Source organism: Lacticaseibacillus salsurivasis, from assembly GCF_036246225.1.
Classification (GTDB): Bacteria; Bacillota; Bacilli; order Lactobacillales; family Lactobacillaceae; genus Lacticaseibacillus; species Lacticaseibacillus salsurivasis.
Genome location: NZ_BTTP01000001.1, coordinates 288,291 through 307,321, shown reverse-complemented (window position 1 = coordinate 307,321; position 19,031 = coordinate 288,291). Strand labels below are relative to the sequence as shown.

General features: G+C 52.6%; 20 protein-coding genes. 3 read left to right on the top strand and 17 right to left on the bottom strand.

Annotated features, from left to right (window positions below):
- Nucleotides 1-5: 5 nt before the first annotated feature.
- The 6 genes from AAA927_RS01765 to atpB are packed head-to-tail and all read right to left on the bottom strand — an operon-like array spanning nucleotide 6 to nucleotide 4,495.
- Entirely contained in the window at nucleotides 6-935 is a 930-nt protein-coding gene (locus AAA927_RS01765) for a F0F1 ATP synthase subunit gamma (RefSeq protein WP_125581417.1), read from the bottom strand.
- 11 nt (nucleotides 936-946) lie between these two features.
- Nucleotides 947-2,461, bottom strand: a complete 1,515-nt coding sequence (atpA, locus tag AAA927_RS01760; RefSeq protein ID WP_338215111.1) for a F0F1 ATP synthase subunit alpha — start codon at nucleotides 2,459-2,461, stop codon at nucleotides 947-949.
- An 18-nt stretch (nucleotides 2,462-2,479) separates the two neighbouring features.
- Nucleotides 2,480-3,025: an ATP synthase F1 subunit delta gene (atpH, locus tag AAA927_RS01755; protein WP_338215109.1), complete on the bottom strand. Its 546-nt coding sequence runs from the start codon at nucleotides 3,023-3,025 to the stop codon at nucleotides 2,480-2,482.
- On the bottom strand, nucleotides 3,012-3,503 hold the full coding sequence (gene atpF, locus AAA927_RS01750) for a F0F1 ATP synthase subunit B (RefSeq protein ID WP_125581423.1): 492 nt from the start codon (nucleotides 3,501-3,503) through the stop codon (nucleotides 3,012-3,014). Before atpF ends, atpH begins: the two co-directional genes overlap by 14 nt.
- A gap of 38 nt (nucleotides 3,504-3,541) precedes the next feature.
- Nucleotides 3,542-3,754: a F0F1 ATP synthase subunit C gene (atpE, locus tag AAA927_RS01745; protein WP_125581425.1), complete on the bottom strand. Its 213-nt coding sequence runs from the start codon at nucleotides 3,752-3,754 to the stop codon at nucleotides 3,542-3,544.
- Nucleotides 3,755-3,772: 18 nt separating this feature from the next.
- Nucleotides 3,773-4,495, bottom strand: coding sequence for a F0F1 ATP synthase subunit A (gene atpB, locus AAA927_RS01740; protein WP_338215108.1), 723 nt, complete (start codon nucleotides 4,493-4,495; stop codon nucleotides 3,773-3,775).
- A gap of 70 nt (nucleotides 4,496-4,565) precedes the next feature.
- On the opposite strand from atpB, the gene AAA927_RS01735 reads away from it, so the two are divergent.
- On the top strand, nucleotides 4,566-4,790 hold the full coding sequence (locus AAA927_RS01735) for a hypothetical protein (RefSeq protein WP_338215107.1): 225 nt from the start codon (nucleotides 4,566-4,568) through the stop codon (nucleotides 4,788-4,790).
- A 334-nt stretch (nucleotides 4,791-5,124) separates the two neighbouring features.
- Here AAA927_RS01735 and upp read toward each other — a convergent pair whose 3' ends face one another.
- The 6 genes from upp to AAA927_RS01705 all read right to left on the bottom strand — a co-directional run bounded on the left by upp (nucleotide 5,125) and on the right by AAA927_RS01705 (nucleotide 10,761).
- Nucleotides 5,125-5,754 carry a uracil phosphoribosyltransferase gene (gene upp, locus AAA927_RS01730; protein WP_125581431.1) on the bottom strand — a complete coding sequence of 210 codons (630 nt, stop codon included), beginning with the start codon at nucleotides 5,752-5,754 and terminating at the stop codon, nucleotides 5,125-5,127.
- Nucleotides 5,755-5,866: 112 nt separating this feature from the next.
- Nucleotides 5,867-7,099, bottom strand: coding sequence for a serine hydroxymethyltransferase (gene glyA, locus AAA927_RS01725; RefSeq protein WP_338215104.1), 1,233 nt, complete (start codon nucleotides 7,097-7,099; stop codon nucleotides 5,867-5,869).
- Between the two features lie 124 nt (nucleotides 7,100-7,223).
- Nucleotides 7,224-8,240 (bottom strand): L-threonylcarbamoyladenylate synthase, encoded by a 1,017-nt coding sequence (locus AAA927_RS01720; protein ID WP_338215103.1) that lies wholly within the window; start codon nucleotides 8,238-8,240, stop codon nucleotides 7,224-7,226.
- Nucleotides 8,241-8,255: 15 nt separating this feature from the next.
- Nucleotides 8,256-9,086 carry a peptide chain release factor N(5)-glutamine methyltransferase gene (prmC, locus tag AAA927_RS01715; RefSeq protein WP_338215101.1) on the bottom strand — a complete coding sequence of 277 codons (831 nt, stop codon included), beginning with the start codon at nucleotides 9,084-9,086 and terminating at the stop codon, nucleotides 8,256-8,258.
- Nucleotides 9,079-10,158 (bottom strand): peptide chain release factor 1, encoded by a 1,080-nt coding sequence (gene prfA, locus AAA927_RS01710; protein WP_338215100.1) that lies wholly within the window; start codon nucleotides 10,156-10,158, stop codon nucleotides 9,079-9,081. Before prfA ends, prmC begins: the two co-directional genes overlap by 8 nt.
- A 24-nt stretch (nucleotides 10,159-10,182) precedes the next feature.
- The gene (locus AAA927_RS01705) at nucleotides 10,183-10,761 is read right to left on the bottom strand and encodes a thymidine kinase (protein ID WP_338215098.1); all 579 of its coding nucleotides are present in this window, start codon (nucleotides 10,759-10,761) and stop codon (nucleotides 10,183-10,185) included.
- Nucleotides 10,762-10,921: 160 nt separating this feature from the next.
- Here AAA927_RS01705 and AAA927_RS01700 point away from each other — a divergent pair, with 160 nt between their 5' ends.
- Entirely contained in the window at nucleotides 10,922-12,283 is a 1,362-nt protein-coding gene (locus tag AAA927_RS01700; protein WP_338215096.1) for a MurT ligase domain-containing protein, read from the top strand.
- A gap of 63 nt (nucleotides 12,284-12,346) precedes the next feature.
- On the opposite strand, the gene manA is transcribed toward AAA927_RS01700, so the two are convergent.
- The 4 genes from manA to AAA927_RS01680 form a co-directional block, all read right to left on the bottom strand.
- The gene (manA, locus tag AAA927_RS01695; RefSeq protein WP_338215094.1) at nucleotides 12,347-13,318 is read right to left on the bottom strand and encodes a mannose-6-phosphate isomerase, class I; all 972 of its coding nucleotides are present in this window, start codon (nucleotides 13,316-13,318) and stop codon (nucleotides 12,347-12,349) included.
- 63 nt (nucleotides 13,319-13,381) lie between these two features.
- A complete protein-coding gene (locus tag AAA927_RS01690; protein WP_338215092.1) occupies nucleotides 13,382-14,365 on the bottom strand; it encodes a serine hydrolase domain-containing protein in 984 nt (327 codons plus the stop codon).
- 94 nt (nucleotides 14,366-14,459) lie between these two features.
- Nucleotides 14,460-15,773 carry a PTS sugar transporter subunit IIC gene (locus AAA927_RS01685; RefSeq protein WP_338215090.1) on the bottom strand — a complete coding sequence of 438 codons (1,314 nt, stop codon included), beginning with the start codon at nucleotides 15,771-15,773 and terminating at the stop codon, nucleotides 14,460-14,462.
- A gap of 34 nt (nucleotides 15,774-15,807) precedes the next feature.
- Nucleotides 15,808-17,178 carry a glycoside hydrolase family 1 protein gene (locus AAA927_RS01680; protein ID WP_338215088.1) on the bottom strand — a complete coding sequence of 457 codons (1,371 nt, stop codon included), beginning with the start codon at nucleotides 17,176-17,178 and terminating at the stop codon, nucleotides 15,808-15,810.
- A 141-nt stretch (nucleotides 17,179-17,319) separates the two neighbouring features.
- Between AAA927_RS01680 and AAA927_RS01675 the strand changes: the two genes are divergently transcribed.
- Complete coding sequence (locus tag AAA927_RS01675) at nucleotides 17,320-18,045, top strand: GntR family transcriptional regulator (protein ID WP_338215086.1); 726 nt, start codon at nucleotides 17,320-17,322, stop codon at nucleotides 18,043-18,045.
- An 88-nt stretch (nucleotides 18,046-18,133) separates the two neighbouring features.
- Here AAA927_RS01675 and AAA927_RS01670 read toward each other — a convergent pair whose 3' ends face one another.
- Entirely contained in the window at nucleotides 18,134-18,985 is an 852-nt protein-coding gene (locus AAA927_RS01670; RefSeq protein ID WP_338215084.1) for a VOC family protein, read from the bottom strand.
- Nucleotides 18,986-19,031 lie beyond the last annotated feature (46 nt).

Sequence of the window (19,031 nt, the reverse complement as noted above, 5' to 3'; positions counted from 1 at the left end):
GATTACTACTCAAGTGCATTGGCCCCACCGACGATTTCGGTGATTTCCGTGGTAATGGCCGACTGCCGTGCCCGGTTGTAAGTCGTCGATAACTTGGAAATCAAATCGTTGGCATTGTCTGTGGCACTCTTCATGGCAGTGGTTGAAGCGGCATGCTCAGCAGTTTTGGCATCCATAATGGCGCCAAAAATCAAGCTTTCCGCGTACTGAGGCAAAATCGCTTCCAGCACTGCGTCCGGATCAGGTTCCGTGATATATTCGATCGGCGTGTCTGCGACTTCACTGGCATCAAGGTCAGAGATAGGCAGCATTTTTTCAGCGCGGAACGCTGACGTCAATGAGTTGACATGGTGGTTGTAGCACACATACAGCTCATCGAACACCTCGTTATCGAACATCGTCACCGCGGTTTTCACGATTTCTCGCACCTCGTTAAAGGTCGGGACATCCGAGACACCGCGATATTCATAAGCCAGATTGACGCCGCGATTTTTGAAGAAGTCAGCGCCGACCCCGCCGACGGCCATCACGACGTAATCCGCGTCGTTTTGGTGGTCTTGGGTGATCATTTGCATCATGGCCTTCAAAATCGTGCTGTTGTAGGCGCCCACCAAGCCGCGATCAGAGGTAATGACCAGATAACCGGTTTTCTTGACAGGACGTTGTTGCAGCAGTGATGCCACTTCAAGGTGTTGCTTGCTGGCATCAGCATTGGTCAACTCTTCAGTTTCCTGGCGCTCCAGCTCAAGCAGCTGAGCGGCGGCCAAGTGCGTCACGATTTGACGCACCCGATCGGCGTACAGTTGGTATTGCCCGGAACGCTTTTCAATCTGGCTCAATTTGGCGCCGGAGACCATTTGCATGGCCTGCGTGATCTGACCCGTTTTCTTGGTCGAGTTGATCTGGCGCTTGATATCCATCAATGATTCAGCCATGCGGCACCTCCTTATTTAGCGGCGCTGCCGGTGAACCCATCAGCAAACCCTTTGATGAGTGCATCGAGCTTATCAGTGTCTGGCAGTTGGCCAGTCTCACGAATCGTCTTCAGCAAATCGGCGCCATTACTTTCCGCATAGTCGAACAGGCCTTGCTGGAAGGATTCGATGTCATCCACCGCAATCGCATCCAAGAACCCATGGGTCAAGGCGTAAAGAATGAGAACCTGTTTTTCGACGGCCAGTGGCTTGTGCACTGGCTGCTTCAAGACTTCAACAGTCCGGCGGCCACGGTTCAGCTTGGCCTGCGTCGCCGCATCCAAATCAGACCCGAATTGCGTGAAGGCTTCCAGTTCCCGGAATGACGCCAGGTCCAACCGCAGCGTGCCAGCCACTTTCTTCATGGCCTTGATCTGCGCGTCCCCACCGACCCGAGAAACTGAGGCCCCGGCGTCAATCGCCGGGCGGGTCCCAGAATAAAACAGGTCGCTTTGCAGGAAGATCTGACCATCCGTGATGGAAATCACGTTGGTCGGGATGTAAGCGGAGATATCCCCAGCTTGGGTTTCGATGATCGGCAAAGCCGTCATGGAACCGCCGCCCAGCTTGTCTGAGAGCTTAGCCGCCCGTTCCAACAAACGGGAGTGGGTGTAGAAAATATCCCCAGGATAAGCTTCACGCCCTGGCGCGCGCCGCAGCAGCAAGGACAATTCACGATAAGCGGTAGCTTGCTTGGACAGATCATCATAAATGATCAAAACATGCTTACCGTTATACATGAACTCTTCGCCCATGGCTGCGCCAGCGTAAGGGGCGATGTACAGCATTGGGGCTGGTTCAGAAGGACCCGCCGTCAAGACGATGGTGTAATCCATCGCGCCGTACTTTTTCAAAGTTTCAACCTGGGTGCGGACAGTTGATTCCTTTTGGCCAATCGCCACGTACACACAGATCATATCTTGGTCTTTTTGGTTGATGATGGTATCAATCGCAATCGAGGTTTTCCCGGTTTTACGATCCCCAATGATCAACTCACGCTGACCCCGGCCAATCGGGACCAAAGCGTCAACCGCTTTGAGCCCGGTTTGAAGAGGTTCAGTGACCGACTGACGTTGCATGACGCCAGGCGCTTTGACTTCGATTGGCCGCGTGCTCGTGGTTTCAATTGGGCCATTACCATCAACGGGTTGCCCTAAGGCATTGACAACGCGACCGATCATGTTTTCACCGACCGGCACTTCCATGATGCGACCGGTCCGCTTGACGGTGTCGCCTTCACGAATGTCATCGAAGGCCCCAAGAATAATGATACCAACATCATTACTTTCGAGGTTTTGGGCCATCCCGTATGAGCCATTGCTGAACTGCAGCAATTCGCTCGCCATTGCATTTTTAAGACCGGTCGCGCGGGCGATCCCGTCACCAACGTAGGTCACGGTACCGACTTCATCAACGTTCAGGTCATCTTTGTAATTCTCAAGTTGCTTCTTGATCAGAGAACTAATTTCCTCTGTCTTGGTGCTCATCCGGTTCACCTCGTTTCGCTAATTACTAAGCAGCGTTGCCCGAAGCTGCGCCAGCCGCGTGGCGACGGTGCCGTCAATGACAACATCATCAGCCACCACTTTCACGCCGCCAACGATACTTTGATCGATGACTGGCGTTACTTCAACGGCTTGCGCGTTTAACTTCGTGGCAATGGCTTGTTTAATCGCCTGAAGCTGCGAATCTGACATTGCTACAGCAGTCGTCACGACCGCTTTCACAATGCCATTGGCAGCATCGTAGCGGGCTTCAAAATCATCGAAGACCGCTGCAAGGCCGCCTAGTCGGCCATTGGCTTGCACAATTCCCACCAGCTGCGAGACCAAATCGGACCGTGATTGCAGCAAAATGCTAAGCAATTGGTCCTTGTCGGCAGCAGTGAGATTTTTGCTGGTCAAAGCCGAAAGCAGTTCAGGGGTTTGTTTCAGTACTGCCTGCAGCTCATTGACTTCTTCATGCACCGCTTGGAGTTGGTCTTGTTCTTGGGCAACCTCGAACAACGCCTTCCCGTAGCGTGGTGCGGCATCGCGATCAGTGACTGCCATTGGCGTCACCTAACTCACTGATGTACTGATCAATCAATGTTTGCTGTGCGGCTGGGTCGAGTTCCTTAGCAATCAGCTTTTCAGCGATGGCTAAAGATAAGGAAGCAACGTCTTTTTGGGCCGCATTCAAGGCGTCTTGCCGCTGTTGGGCAATATCCTTGTCTGCGTTGGCCTTCAACTTTGTGACTTCTGCCTGCGCATTAGCCACCAGCTGCTGACGCTGTGCTTCGCCATTTTCCTTCGCCTGTGAGACGATTTTAACGGCGTCTTCCTTGGAACTCTTCAGTTCTGCTTCACGCTGGGCTGCCATCTTCTGGGCGTCTTGGCGCGTTTGGTCAGCATAATCCAGATCGCTATCGATCTTATCCTGACGTTCGGCCATGATCTTGGTCACTGGCTTCCAAGCAAAAGTCCCAACCAGTACTAATAAAACAGCGAAAGCGGCGAGTAGAAAGAGCGTATCACCAAAAGTTGCCATGTGAGTCATTCCCCTTTCTTAATTTGCCGCTGGGCGAATTACTTCAAAACAAGCATGAACGCAACAACGATAGCCATGATCGGCACGGCTTCGATCAGCCCAACACCGATAAACATGGTGGAACGCAGGTTGCCGGTTGCTTCTGGCTGACGAGCCATCCCTTCAAGGGCCTTGGAAATAACCTTACCGTTACCATATGAAGCCGCGAAAGCAGCGATGCCTGCGGCGATAGATGCAGCGAGATATTGCATGATTTATCCTCCTAATGATTAATCAGAAATAACCTTTTCAGACGTGTAGACCGTTGATAAGGTAACAAAAATGTACGCTTGAATCGTACCAATGAAGACTGAGAACCCTTGCCAAATCACTTCGATCGCGAAGCCACCAATGAAGGATACCCCACCGACCAGCCCGTGCCCCGAAAAGGCGAGCTGGCGAATCAGTAGCAGTAACACTTCACCGGCGTAAATGTTCCCGTAAAGTCGTAATGCTAAGGTGACAAAGTTAGTGATGTTTTCAATCAAGTTGATGGGGAGCAGAAAAGCGACAGGTGACACGTACTCATGCAGATAACCTTTGGCGCCGTTAAAGACGACCCCAAAGAAATGTGAAAGCACCAGCACCATCATCGCCAAACTTAACGTGATGATGGGATCGGCAGTACTCGACCGTAACCAGGTTTTACCCCCAACATCAAGTTGAAGGAACAGCCCTAGTTGGTTGTTCACCCAAACGAACAGGAACAACACAAAGGCAAACAGACCAAAACGATTGCCTTCCTTCCCTGGCATCGCTTGCTTAACGATGCCATTGGTGAAGTCAATCAAATATTCGAGCACGTTCTGCCGACCATTCGGACGCAGCGTTGGCTTGCGAGCAAGCCAGAACACCAACGCAAAAATCAGAATGCAAGAGATCAAAATCGCCAAATCATTCGCTAAGTTAAACCGCAGACCCATAAAACTAACCACGGGATAGCTTTCGTTCACAGAATTCACCTCCTTAAGTCGACAGCGCCCACGCACGCCTATGTACGGGCGTTAATCGCGGGGCATGCGCATGCGCAAGCGCAGTCAAAATTGCGGATTTCCGGATACTCATCCTTCAAAACACACTCAATACTCTATCACCTTTTGCATGAAAAAACAAAGCACGCCGGTTGATTTTCATCACTTTTTGCAAACCCTTTTCATTACGATTTTCACACAGAAAGCGGCTTCATGGTTAAACTTGGCCAACCTGGTGAAAAATGTCAGCCAAGTTGAAAACAAGGCAACCGCTTAAAATGCTGTTTTTCTGTAAACGTCCGGGACGATCTGAACAAAAACTGAGTCGATGCTAGGTCTCATGCGCAGCGGCGGTAGGCTACCTGCATCATAGCCGAACAAAGCGCCTTGGCACAAGCCAAGACGCTTTGGGCGCAGTGTGATTAAAGTCACATTGTCTGGGTATTCGTTTTGAACGGCGAAGATGGTGCGGAGACCTGCAAAGCTTAAAGTTGCGCTCCACGGGGCAACGGATGAGCGTCTAGCTACGCTCATCACCTCGAAGCCAAAGTACGGCTTCAATGCGTTGAGCTAGGCTAGTCGTCATCCTAAATACGCCCCGCTCCGCAGCCTTACTTTGTGCCGAACAGCCGGTCACCAGCGTCGCCAAGACCTGGGACGATGTAACCATTCTCGTTCAGATGGTCATCTAAGGCTGCCGCATAAATGTCGACATCTGGGTTTTCCTGTTGAACCACTTTGACGCCTTCTGGAGCGGCCACGAGGACCACGAGCCGAATTGAGGTGGCGCCGCGCTTCTTCAGCGCCTCAATGGCCATATTAGCTGAGCCGCCGGTGGCCAACATTGGATCAACAATCACCATGTCGCGCTGATCGATATCCGCTGGCATTTTGACGAAGTATTCATGTGGCTTCAAGGTTTTTTCGTCGCGATACATCCCGACGTGGCCGACCTTTGCCGCTGGAATCAGACGCAAAACGCCGTCAACCATGCCTAAGCCTGCGCGCAGAATTGGCACGACAACCAGCTTTTTGCCGGCCAGTTCTTTTTGAACTGTCTTGCCCATTGGCGTTTCGATTTCAACATCACGCAATGGTAAGTCGCGCGTGATTTCATAAACCATCAACTCGGCGATTTCGTTGGCAATTTCCCGGAACTCTTTAGTCCCAGCATTCTTGTCTCGAATCAAGGTTAACTTGTGCTGAATCAGTGGGTGGTTCAAAACCGTAAATTTGCCCATGCAGAAAGGTCCTCCTTTAAATGTGGCGCAAGCTTACAAAAATCGCGACTACGAAGGCAGTCGCGATTACAGCATTGTTTACTTGCTATCCGGCATCATGCCGTAACCTTTCCTATGATAAAGGATGACGCCCGGTCAGTGCAAGAGCAGATTGGCGAATCTCATCAAGCTTTTCTTGATCATCGCGGTGAGTCAAAGCGGCGGTAATCAGATGTGCGACTTCCTTGCAATCTTCCTCGTTGAAACCGCGGGTCGTAATCGCCGCGGTCCCTACGCGCAGACCGGAAGTCTTGAACGGTCCGTTTTGCTCGCCAGGAATCTGGTTCTTGTTGGCGGTAATCATGACCGAATCCAGCAGGTCTTGAACATCGCGGCCAGTCAAGCCGTAGCCAGTGACATCCAGCAGCACCATGTGGTTGTCAGAACCGCCGGAAATCATCTTCAACTTCGGATCTTCCGCGAAGCCCTCACACATCGCCTGCATATTCTTGACGATTTGAGCCGCATAGTTCTTGAAGTCCGGCTGCATCGCTTCGCCCAGCGCCACAGCCTTAGCTGCAATCACATGATCCAATGGGCCACCTTGAATACCTGGGAACAAGGCGGAATTGATGGCCTTACCGTATTCTTTCTTAGCCAAAATCATGCCGCCACGCGAGCCGCGCAGCGTCTTATGCGTCGTCGTAGTAACCACATCGGCATAAGGCACTGGATTCATGTGCACCCCGCCAGCAACCAAGCCGGCAATGTGGGCCATGTCGACCATCAAAAAGGCCCCCACGTGATCAGCGATGTCGCGGAACTGCTTGAAGTCGATGGCCCGGCTGTAAGCACTGGCCCCAGCGACAATTAGCTTCGGATGCACAGCCTCGGCCTGTTCCAAAATCTTGGCATAATCCAGCAACCCGGTTTCCGGATCAAGGCCATAGTGATAGAAATGATACGTTTGGCCAGAGAAACTCACGGGACTACCATGGGTCAGGTGGCCGCCATCGGTCAGATCCATGGCCAACACCTTGTCCCCATCTTTGAGGAAGGCGCGGTAAGTGGCCATGTTCGCCTGCGAGCCTGAATGCGGCTGCACATTGGCAAACTCGGCGCCAAACAATTCCTTCGCCCGGTCAATGGCAATCTGCTCGATTTCATCGATAAACTGATTACCACCGTAATACCGGTGCTTCGGGTAGCCTTCTGAGTATTTGTTGGTCAAAACGCTGCCTTGTGCGGCCCGCACCGCCGGACTGACGATGTTCTCTGAGGCAATCAATTCGATATTGTGCTGCTGCCGTTTCTCTTCATTCTCGATTGCAGTGAACACTGCAGGGTCATACGCTTTAAAGTCCATGTGCCTACCTCCGTGAGTTGCCACAACTCAGCATTTTTTCAGAAAATAAACGCAAAATCCAGTCTTGCGCGAAACTAACAAAAAAAGAGCTGTCAGTTTCACAGCTCTTATTATAACAATCAAATCATTGAGTGTCGCGGTCAAAGTGGGTATTCCCTGCCGACTTGTTCAGACGATTCATGTAGGCTGCCCCTAACCCAGTGGGTGAAAAGGCCTCCGCTAAAATCAATTTAACGGTGGGATGCAGGTCAAACCAGCGCAGCCCCGCAAACAGATTATGGGTGGCGGAAGTTAAATCCTCGCCTAGCGAGTAAGTCGGCACTGCCGCTGGCACCTGGGTCAGCAGCTCATCGGTGGCCAGCACGCCGTACGGAGCCGGTTGCTTAGCCGCCCATTGCAGCGCCAGCGGCCAGTCTGCCGGATGATCCACAATCACCACCTGGGCATTGGGGGCATAATGCTTATACTTCATCCCCGGTGCTTTCGGCGTTTCATTGGCGCCCACCTTGTGCTGGTCGGTTTGCACCGGCCCAATGATGGGCTCGAGTTGCGCCGCGGTGATTTCACCGGGCCGCAAAATCGCTGGTGGGTTGGCGGTCATATCAATCACCGTCGACTCCACCCCGACCTGCGTGGGGCCATCGTCCAAAACGCCAGCAATGGCGCCGTCAAAATCATGCAGCACATGCGCTGGCCGCGTGCCGCTAGGCTTACCAGACAAATTCGCTGAAGGCCCAACAATTGGCCGGCCCGCCAACGTGATCATTTCACGGGTTAAGGCGTTGGCTGGCATCCGAAAAGCCGCCGTTTGCAACCCGCCGGTGACAATCATCGAGAGCTTCCCAGGAATAATGGGCAAGATAATGGTCAGCGGGCCTGGCCAGAAGGCTGTCATCAGCTGCTTGGCCGCCGGCGTAATGGTGGCGAACTCGGCCACCATTGCTGGATTGGCGACAGTGACAATCAAGGGATTGTCCGCTGGCCGGTGTTTGGCCTGAAAGACTTTCTCGGCAGCAGTCGGATCGGTGGCATCAGCCCCCAGTCCATAAACCGTTTCGGTGGGAAAGGCCACCACTTCGCCAGCCTTGATCAACGCTGCCGCGTCAGCGATTTCTTCCTTGCTAAATACTTTAGTTTCCATGATTAGCTTCCTTCATTAAATAACTAACTTGACCATGCGCGGCTTCCCGGCCAAATCGCGGCGGAACGTCACTTGGGCCTGCGGCAATACCCGAGCAAACAACTCGGCCAACGCCGGCTGCTGCTGGTAGCCAAATTCTAAGTACACACTGCCTTGGGGCCTGAGGTGATCAGCCACTTCAGCGACAAATCGCTCAAACAGCGCCAAGCCATCATTTGCGGCGAAAAGCGCCAGCGCCGGTTCAAAGGTCAAGGTGCTGGCATCCATCACCGGGGTTTCGCGGCGGCTGATGTAAGGCAGATTGGCAATGATAAAGTCATACCGCGCAGGCAGCGCCGCAAATAAATCGCTTTGGACCAAGCTCACTTGGCGGTTGAGGCTGGCCGCATTGTGCTTGGCCACGGCCAGGGCCGCGGCGGAAACATCACTGAGGGTCATGGCCGTGCGCGGTAGCTGTTTCGCCAAAGTCAACCCGATGGCGCCGCTGCCGGTGCCAACATCCAGCCCGGTTTGGGCCTGGGTTTGCTCGGCGGCGGCCCAAGCCACCAGTTCTTCGGTTTCAAACCGCGGAATCAGCACCGCCGGCGTCACCCGAAACAAGTCACCATAAAACGGCGCGACACCAACAATATACTGCGGCGGCTCATTGGCCAGCAGCCGCGGCAGGTCAGCTTCAAACTGCTTGGCCACTGGCGCTGGGACAACGTCGCGGGCATGCAGTCGCAGCTGGCTTGGCGTAAAGTCGCTGCGCATTTCCAGCACATAGCGGGCGCCATCAGGCTCAATGCCTGCTGCTGTCAGTGCCGCACTGGATCGCCGCAGCAGCTGGTCATAGGTCTCAGCCATCAATTTGTTCCATCTTATTGGTTTGATCTTGGACAATCAGGGCTTCGATGATTTCATCCAGTTCGCCGTTCATGATGCGATCCAATTTATTCAAGGTTAACCCAATGCGATGGTCGGTCACGCGGTTTTGCGGGTAATTATAGGTGCGAATACGTTCCGAGCGGTCGCCGGTACCAATCGCGGTTTTCCGCTTTTCGGCGTACTGGCTTTCGTTTTGGCTTTCGTAAAAATCGTACACCCGGCTACGCAAAATCTGCATCGCCTTGGCGCGGTTTTGCTGCTGTGAGCGTTGGTCTTGCATGGTCACCACAATTCCGGTCGGCAAGTGGGTCATCCGCACGGCGGATGAGGTTTTGTTGATATGCTGCCCACCAGCCCCACTGGAGCGGTAAACATCAGTGCGAATATCTTTAGGGTCGATTTCAAGATCCACTTCATCGTATTCCGGCATCACGCCAACTGTGGCGGTACTGGTGTGCACCCGACCCGCGGATTCGGTGACAGGCACACGCTGCACGCGATGCGCCCCGTTTTCGTACTTCAGCTTGGAGTAGACGTTTTGCCCCGTAATCAGGACAGAAACCTCCTTGTAGCCGCCGACTTCGGTGGGATTCTCATCGATAATTTCGGTGGTCCATCCCTGCTTTTCGGCGTACTTCATATACATCGTCAGCAAATCGCCGGCGAACAAACTGGCTTCATCCCCGCCAGCCGCACCGCGGATTTCCATGATGATGTTTTTGTCATCGTTGGGGTCTTTAGGCAGCATCAACTTTTTGATGTCGTCTTCCAGCGTCGCCTGTTCTTCAGTCAAGCTGGCCAGGTCTTCTTTGGCCAGCTCCTGCATGTCCGAATCCTTACTTTCACGTAGCAAGGCTTCGCTTTCGGCTAAATCGGCTTTGACCTGTTTGTACTTCTTATAAGCGGCCACCACATCGCGCATGCCGCCTTCTTCTTTTGATAAGGCCATGTAACGTTTGGTGTCGTTGATAACAGCGGGATCACTCATCAGCTCTTCCAGCTCTTCATAGCGGCCCAGCAGGCCATCTAATTGGGCAAAAATCTTATCCATTGGCTCCTCCTTACTTGATGCCGCTTAGGCTAACTGCTGCGGCGGAAAATAATAGTGATGCCGGCAGACCGGGAAATAACTCTCGTTGCCGCCGATTTGAATTTGCTCGCCTTCATACACCGGCTTGCCATCATGCACGCGCAGGTTCATGGTCGCTTTTTTGGCGCAGAACCAGCAGATGGTTTTCATTTCTTCGATTTTGTCGGCGTACGTTAACAGATACTGCGACCCTTCGAACAGCTCGTTGCGAAAGTCATTCTTCAAACCGAATGCCATCACCGGAATACCAAGCTCGTCCACCACCTGGGCACATTCAAAGACATGGTGCTTCTTCAAAAACTGCGCCTCATCGATCAGCACGCAGGCAGCCTTGGAATTCATCTGCTTGACCAAGTCAAAAATGTTCGTACTGTCTTGCACCGGATGCGCCGGCCGCTCCATGCCGATGCGGCTGGAAATCATCCCGACGCCAGCGCGATCATCCACAGCGGAAGTCAGGATAATCACGTGTTTATGCTGCTCTTCATAGTTATGTGCGACCTTCAAAATCTCGATGGTTTTGCCTGAATTCATTGCGCCGTAGCGAAAGAATAATTGTGCCATGCGAGCCTCCCTACGCGGCCCAATTACGGCCGCTAAAAATTCACCTTTCCTAGTATAACGGAATCTTAAGGGAATTAACACTGGCGCCGCCGGATTTGCGGGTTTCCTATGCTATGATAGTACGCGACAAGAAACTTACACGAAAGAGGTCGCGACTGCGATGACAATTTCTCTCAAATCACGTTTCGCCATTTTGGCTGGACGCTTCAGTTACTGGTACTTGCACCGCTTCCGCCATGGCGGTTCGGCGTACCCCGGTAAGCTGGCGGCCCGCATCGACCCTGACGTCCTCGGGGCATTAGGCCAAGACCGGCCAACCATTATCGTCACCGGCACCAACGGCAAAACGCTCACCACAGCGCTGATTGTCAAGGTCCTGAGCCAGCAATATGATGATATCCTCACCAACCCCACCGGCAGCAACATGCTGCAAGGCATCATCGGTGCTTACTTCGCGCATAAAACCCAGGCTGGCGCCAAGCGTAAAATCGCGGTGCTGGAAGTCGACGAAGCCAACGTCAAGGCAGTGGCGCATTATCTGCACCCCAAAGCGTTTGTGATGACCAATATCTTCCGCGATCAAATGGACCGCTACGGCGAGTTTTACACCACCTATGACAAAATCCTGAAAGGCGTCAAAGCTAACCCCGATGCCTTAGTGATTGCCAATGGCGACGCGCCGATTTTCAGCTCCCGCGAACTGGCCAACCCGCTGCAGTACTATGGCTTCGAGTTGGCAACGGAAGCCAACAATGATATTTTCGCCCCAGCCAATACTGATGGCGTGCTTTGCCCGGTGTGTGAGCATATTCTCCATTACCATGGCATCACCTACAGCAACCTCGGCAGTTTCTTCTGCCCGAACTGCGGTTTCAAGCGGCCAGTGCTGAGCCACCAGGTCACCAGTGTGGCGGCCCAAACCCCTACCAGCTCCGATTTTGCCATTGATGGCCACCCGTACCACCTGCCCATTGGCGGCACCTACAACATCTACAACGCCCTGGCCGCCTATGCGGTGGGCGCGGCGTTTGATATCACCCCAGCAGAAATCGGCCAAGCCTTTGGTGAAGCCGAGAAGGTGTTTGGCCGCCAGGAGCAAATCAGCATTAACGGTAAAACTGTGACCCTGATTTTGGTCAAAAACCCGGTGGGCCTCAACGAAGTGCTGAGTATGATTCAGCATCAGCAAAAGCCGTTTGCCTTTGCCATGCTGCTAAACGCGAATTATGCCGATGGCACCGATACCTCCTGGATCTGGGATGGTAATCTGGAACAGCTGGTGCAAAGCGGCCTCGCCACGTCTTACATGGTCGGCGGCGAACGCTATCGCGATATCGCCTTTCGCATGCAAGTGGCCGGCGTGCCGGATGATGCCTTGGCCACCAAGCCAGATCTCAACGATGTGATCGATTACCTGAAGCAAGTGGATGAAAACCAGATCTATCTGCTCGCCACCTACACCGCAGTGCTGCAGATGCGGCAAAAATTCAGCCAAGCCGGCTACATCAAAGCGGGCTTCTAAATCGCAACAGCGGGCCTTGCCCTTCCGAAAGGGAAGCGCAAGACCCGCTGTTTTTGATTCGGTTTATTGTTCAGCCCCAGGGGTGGAGACAATCATCATCATCTTGCCCGTGAAGGTCCAGGCCTTAATCTGGTTAGGAATGATGAAGTGAACGCCTTTCTTCAGGGGATAGGACTTGCCATCCGCTTCGATGGTGCCTGTCCCGTCCAGCACGGAAACCAAGGTGTATGGCGCGGTTGGTGTCTGGTTCAGCTTGCCGTCCAGATCGATTTTATACACCGAGAAGAATTTGGAAATCGGCGCCGTCACAAAGGTCGTGATGGTCGCATCATCCTTAGTGGTTTTGGTGATGTTCAGCTCTGGGTCATGGCTCGGCACGGTGGTGGTGTCGATGCTTTGCTGCAGGTGGAGCTCACGCTTCTTGCCATCGGCCCCGACCCGGTCATAGTCATACAACCGGTACGTCGTGTCTGAGCTCTGCTGCGTTTCCAGCACCATGATGCCTTTGTTCAGGGCGTGAATGGTGCCACTTGGGACGTAGACAAAGTCGCCAGTTTTCACCGGCACTTTGCGTAGCAAGTGCTCCCAGTCGCCGCGGTGAATCATGTCCGCCAATTCTTCGCGGGTCTTAGCATGATCCCCGTAGATCAGATAAGAGCCTGGTTCCGCTGAAATCACATACCAGCATTCGGTTTTGCCCAATTCGCCGGGACGCTCATGCGCCGCCGCATAAGCATCATCGGGATGGACTTGCACAGACAAGCTATCGTTGGCATCCAAAATTTTCGTCAGGAGTGGGAAGACTTTTTCCTTTTGGTGGCCAAAGTACTCCTGATTTTCGCGCCAAGCGACATCCAAGGTCTTGCCTTTCAGCGGGCCATTAGCAATGGTGTCTGGGCCATTGGGATGCGCTGAAATGGCCCAAACCTCGCCAATCTTACCGTCAGGCAAGTCATAGCCGAAGTCAGTGGCCAGCTTGCGGCCACCCCAGATTTTTTCGTGAAATACGGGTTCCAAGAAAATCGGTTCTGTCAAAATTGAATCCCCCTTGCAATAAATGTATATACTTTTCAATCAAAGTGTACCACAGTCAGTGCTTCATGAACGCGCTGACATTAAATTCGCAATTAATTCATCGCGGACAGTCAAAAAGTCCTCATTCGCCTGTGGATGCACGCGATTGGTCAGCACAATCAGTGCCGCCTGCGTTTGCGGCTGAATCAGCCAAAACGTCCCGGTGTAGCCGGTGTGATAAAGCCAAGTCCGGCCGCCAGCATCGCGCCGCAAATCCCAGCCGATGGTCCGGCCCAAGTGCGCCTTGGTTTGATCCTGATCTAATTGACAGAAACTGTCGGGCCAGGCCGGGCTTTGACGCTGGCCAAAAGCGAACTGCGTGAAGGTAATCAGGTCTTGCAGGCTAGCAAATAGTCCAGCCGACCCACTGTGTTGACCTAAAATTGCCGCCTTAGGATCATGCACGACGCCCCGCCGTAAACCAGCCTCTGGATCATAGGTGGTCGGCACACACTGCTGCGGCTCCGGCTGAAAAGTCGCTTGCTGCAAGCCCAGCGGCTTCAGCACGCGCCTAGTAATCAAGGGCTGAATGGCCTCACCGTACAGCTTTTCCAAGGCCCACCCGACCAGCAGCAAATTCACATCGCGGTACACCACCTGCCGGTCGCATTCGGCCGTCACCTTGAGCTGGGTGATGAGCGCCTGTTTCAACGCCGGAGCCGGCAGATCGTCGCGATGCGGAATGTACCCTTCCAGCCCCGAGGTGTGCGTCAGCGCCTGCCGAAAGGTCGTCTGGTGCGGAAAGCTCGGCAGCAGCTGCCGCAGCGGCGTGTCAAACGTCAAGCGCCCTTCAGTCACCGCCTGCAAAAAAACGGTGGTAGTGCCAATTACTTTAGTCAAAGAGGCCAAATCATACAGCATCCCCGAATGCAGCGGGAGCACCTGCGGCTGAGTGGCCGCGACCCCTAAGACGCTGGTTTCAATCACACCATCATGCAGCCACGCGGCGCTCAGGCCTGGCGCGGTCTGCCGCGTGAGGATTTGCTCAACTGCTTTCAGAACTTCCATCACACCGCCTCCAACCGTTTCAGTATAGAAAGATTGATAGCGCTTTGGCAAGCGTACGCGCAAAAAAAGCCGGGTTGCCCCGGCTTCATGTTACTTATTGATCTAAGTCCATGGTTTTGGCTTGAACACGCTCCGAAATACGCATAAACGGAATGTAGAACAGCACCCCTTCGACAATGATCAGGAGTTGAACGACCACAGCGCGCCAGTCCCCACCAGTGGCCAGGAAGGCCGACAGCAACGGTGGCGTGGTCCATGGTACCAACACAATGACCCGATTCATAAAGCCGATTGCCGTGAAGAAGTAGGCAATCAAAATCCCGATCACTGGCTGCAGAACAAACGGAATCATCATTGGAATATTGAACACAATCGGATAGCCGAAGATAACCGGTTCATTGATGTTGAAAATCCCAGGTGCAACGGCTAACTTCGCAATTTCCCGACTAGACTTCACCTTGGAAAACAGGAAGATGGCAATCAACAAACAAATTGTCGAACCAGTGCCACCCATCATCCCAAAGGTGTCACGGAAGGTGTTGGTCAAAATATACGGAATATGTTTACCCGCTGCAGCGGCTGCCATGTTTTTATTCATGTTAATCAAGAGCAGTGGATCGAGCAATGTGCCGTTAATGACAGTCTGGTGAATCCCCAGGGTAAACAGGAAGTTACCAATCGAGTAGATAATCAGCATCCCTGGCAAACTCGTGGTCAAAACTCGCAATGGTTCTTGAATCCCAGTGGCGATCAAGGAAATCAAATCGGTGTGGGCGAAAATCGCCAGCAAAGCAGCAATCAAAGCAAAGATTGAGGTCACAATGATCGCCGGAATCAAGGAGTTAAATGATTTTGATACGGCCGGCGGCACATTTTCACCCAAGTTAATTTGCAGGTGTTTTTGCTTCGACAGCCAGACAAACAATTCCGTGGCCAAGAGCCCGACAATAATCCCACCGAACATGCCAGTGGTCCCTAAGTTGGAAAAACTCAGGACTCCGCCGATTTCAACCGCTTTGGTGGCGCCGGTTGGAATCAATTTGAGCGATAACGGCATGGTCATCACGAGGCTGGCCAAAGCAATAATAGCGGCCGTGATTGGATTATCATAATTACGGTTATAAGCCAAGCAGTAACCAATCGCCGGCGCCAACATTAAGCCGGCGATATTCAAGGTCCCATTGGCAATCAAGCTGCCCCAGACCTGTAAGTTGGCCAGTGTTTCACCACTAGCAATTTTTGGAAAGATAACGCTGTTGATCAAGGTGCCTAAGCCGGCCAGGATGAACAACGGCATAATAATCGCGAAGGCGTCACGCAACGAACGAAGATGAACCTCACCGCCAATGCGAGCTGATACTGCGGTGAAGCGGTCTAGAAAACTCATTTTAGTCTTTTCTTGTGCCATTAAAAATCATCTCCAATCTTAATCGTAGTTGATGCTAGAGCTGTTCCCCATTAGAGGCAATCACTTGCTTGAACCAGTGGAAGGACCGCTTTGGTACACGTTTAAGGTCCATCAGGTCATGATTTGTCCGGTTGACGTAAACGAGGCCATACCGTTTATCCATGTTGCCCGCTGAACTCAAGATGTCGATTAAACCCCAACCCAGATAGCCAATGCATTCGACCCCATCAAGCGTCACCGCGTCTTTCATGGCCTGAATATGAGCACGGTGATAGCGAATACGATAATCGTCATTGATTTCGTGTTCACCATCCCAGTGTTCCCGCACCCCAATGCCATTTTCAATTGGAAAGACTGGGACGTGAGTTTCGTTATAAATCGTGGTCAAAACGGTTCTGAAGCCAAGCGGGTCGATCTGCCACTGCCATTCATTGGTCTGAAGATAAGGGTTCGGTGTGTGACCAAGCACGCCCCAGAAGTTCGGGCAAGTTGCCACCGGAATCTTGGTGCTATCCAAGGTGGCCGTTGAATAATAGCTAAAACTCAGAAAATCACTGGTGCACTGGCTGATAATGGCCATTTCCTCAGGATCGAGTAAATCGTCCCAGCCTTCACGATGAATATAATGTAGAACTTCACTTGAATACTGACCGACTGTGAACAGTCGAATCAAATTCGTATCCGCAAACTCCAAGAATTTACGCGTTGCTGCCACATCTTCCGGTAGCGGTGAGTGCGGATAGACTTCTTGATAAGCTAACATCCCGCCGATTTGGATTTGCGGGTAATGCGCATGGATTTCGTTGGCAATGGCGGCATGACAGGTCATGACATGCTGCTGAATCTGATACAGCGCGCGCGGCGTCTTGGGACCGTCGTAGCCGCTAATTTTGAACGCTTCCGGTACGCTGTAGAGATTTTGCTCGTTGAAGGTGATCCAGTATGGCACGCGATCAGCAAACCGCTTAACCATTTCTTTCCCAAACCGGATAAAAGCTTCAACGACATGATCACTGACAAAGCCGTTGTACGCTTCCGCCAGGTGTAACGGCATATCAAAGTGATACAGGCAGATCATCGGCGTGATGCCAGCAGCCAACAATTGATCAATTAAGTCTGAATAAAACTTAATCCCTTCTTCGTTGAATTCGCCGTCACCGGTGGGATTCACCCGGCTCCAAGAAATCTGAAACCGATAGCAATTCATCCCGAGGTCTTTCATCAGGGCGATGTCTTCCGGATAACGATGGTAGTCATCAATCGCGACTTTCCAATCCGACGCCTCGGCAGTGGCCGGGCGCAGGTCATAGACTGACTGCCCCTTCCCACCTTCGTCGAATGCGCCTTCCGTCTGCATACTTGATGTGGAGTTACCCCACAAAAATCCTTGCTTCAATTCAGTCATAGTTTTCCTCCCTTTCGCCATGAATTATAAGCGCTTACATAAAACTTGTAAAGTCAAATTATAAACTTGTACTTTCATTTTTTAAGGTTGCGATTGGTGCCTAACAATCGGTAGAATGGGGAAGAAGAAAGAGGCGAGCTCATGTCTAAATATGCCGATATTGCCCAGTCCATTCGGGCAGCGATTAAGGCGGGCGCCTACAAACCTGGGGCGGCGCTGCCGGAACAAAAGAGGATGGCGGCAGAATTTCATACCAGCCGCATGACCCTACAAAAGGCCCTTGATTTGCTTAAAACAGAAGGCTATCTCTACAGCCAACAAGGTGGCCGCACCTACGTCAAATACAACGCCGAAAGCATTGCCAACTTGGATGTGGGCGTCGATCAATATGTCGGCACCACAGAGCTGTTGGGTCGAACCCACCGGCTTGAAAGCAAAGTCATCAAATTCGAGCTCCGCTATCCCACCGAACTCGAACAGGAAAAGCTGGCCCTGTCCCCCACACAAGCCGTTTACGATATCGAACGAGCGCGCTACGTGGAAAATGAGCCCTACGGTTTGGAGTACACCATCATGCCGGTTGATCTGATTCCCGGCATTGATGAACATATCCTTCATCATTCCATTTACACTTACATTGAACAAAACCTGCAACTCACGATTGGTGCCGCCTTTCGCCGCATCGAGGCACGACGCTCTACTGAAGATGATCAACAGTATTTAAAAAACACGCCTGATGAACCAGTGCTCGCGGTAACCAATGTAGTGTATTTAGATGACGGCAGGCCATTTGAATACTCTGTCACCCATCAGAAATTCGATAAAGCCCATTTTTCTGTTTTTGTACCCGGTCGCACCAAGCCCTAAATTTATTGCGGTTTCGCCGCTACCCAAAAAGACGCCCAACCAACCACCATGGTTGACTGAGCGCCTTTTTGACGTTATAAGGATGAATTCAAGCCACCGAAAACCACATAATTAACTGATTCGGCCCGGCGACGCGCAAGTATTGATGTTCCGCATTGTAATCAAAATTCTGCCACTGTTTGGCAATCAGATTTTGCCGCAACAAACTCAGGGTGGCGACATCTGGCACCACCAAACTCACATAATCGGCCCCGGCATCGCTTGGCCCGCGTAACCGCGCCTGGGCATCAGCGACCAGTTCAATGCCGATATGATGCGTATTGTCACCGACGGTCAGATACGCCCGCTGGCCAGATTCTTGTTGCAGCACAAATCCCAACACCGTTTCGATATGCCCCATCGTAGCTAGAAACTGTGAGGTCGTCACTTCTAGGCGCCCCACCGCCGCTCCTGCTGGCAACAACCTTTCAGACGCGGCCTTAGGCAACTTAGGGGCCAGCATGGGCTGTGTCTGGGCATTGGCAAAATCATAGCCGCGCGGGGGAATGGCTTGCACGCCAGCATCATGTTCCAAAATCACCTGGGTGCCTTCCGGATCAGTCAACCGCACCCCCTGCCCAAAGCCGCTGCGAAACCAGGCCACCGGTAGCACCGCCGCCGGCAGCCCTGCCGCTAACTTGAGCAACGCCCCGCGCGTTGGCAGCGCCAAGCTAAACGCCGTGAGCCCTGCCACCTGCGTCGAAATTTGAGAGGCCCCAGTCTCCAGCAGCACCAATACCCGCCGGTTCGTACGCACCCCAAGCAAGGTGCGTTTGGCAGAAGCCTGCAGCACCGCCAGCCCTAACACCTGCTGATACCAAGCCACCATTTTGGACATCGAGATGACCCGCAACGCCACATAACTAATCCGGGTTGCCGGATTCAAAATTAACCTCGCCATCATTGCACCCCCTTTTGGTATTGGTCATTGTAAACACAAACCAAGG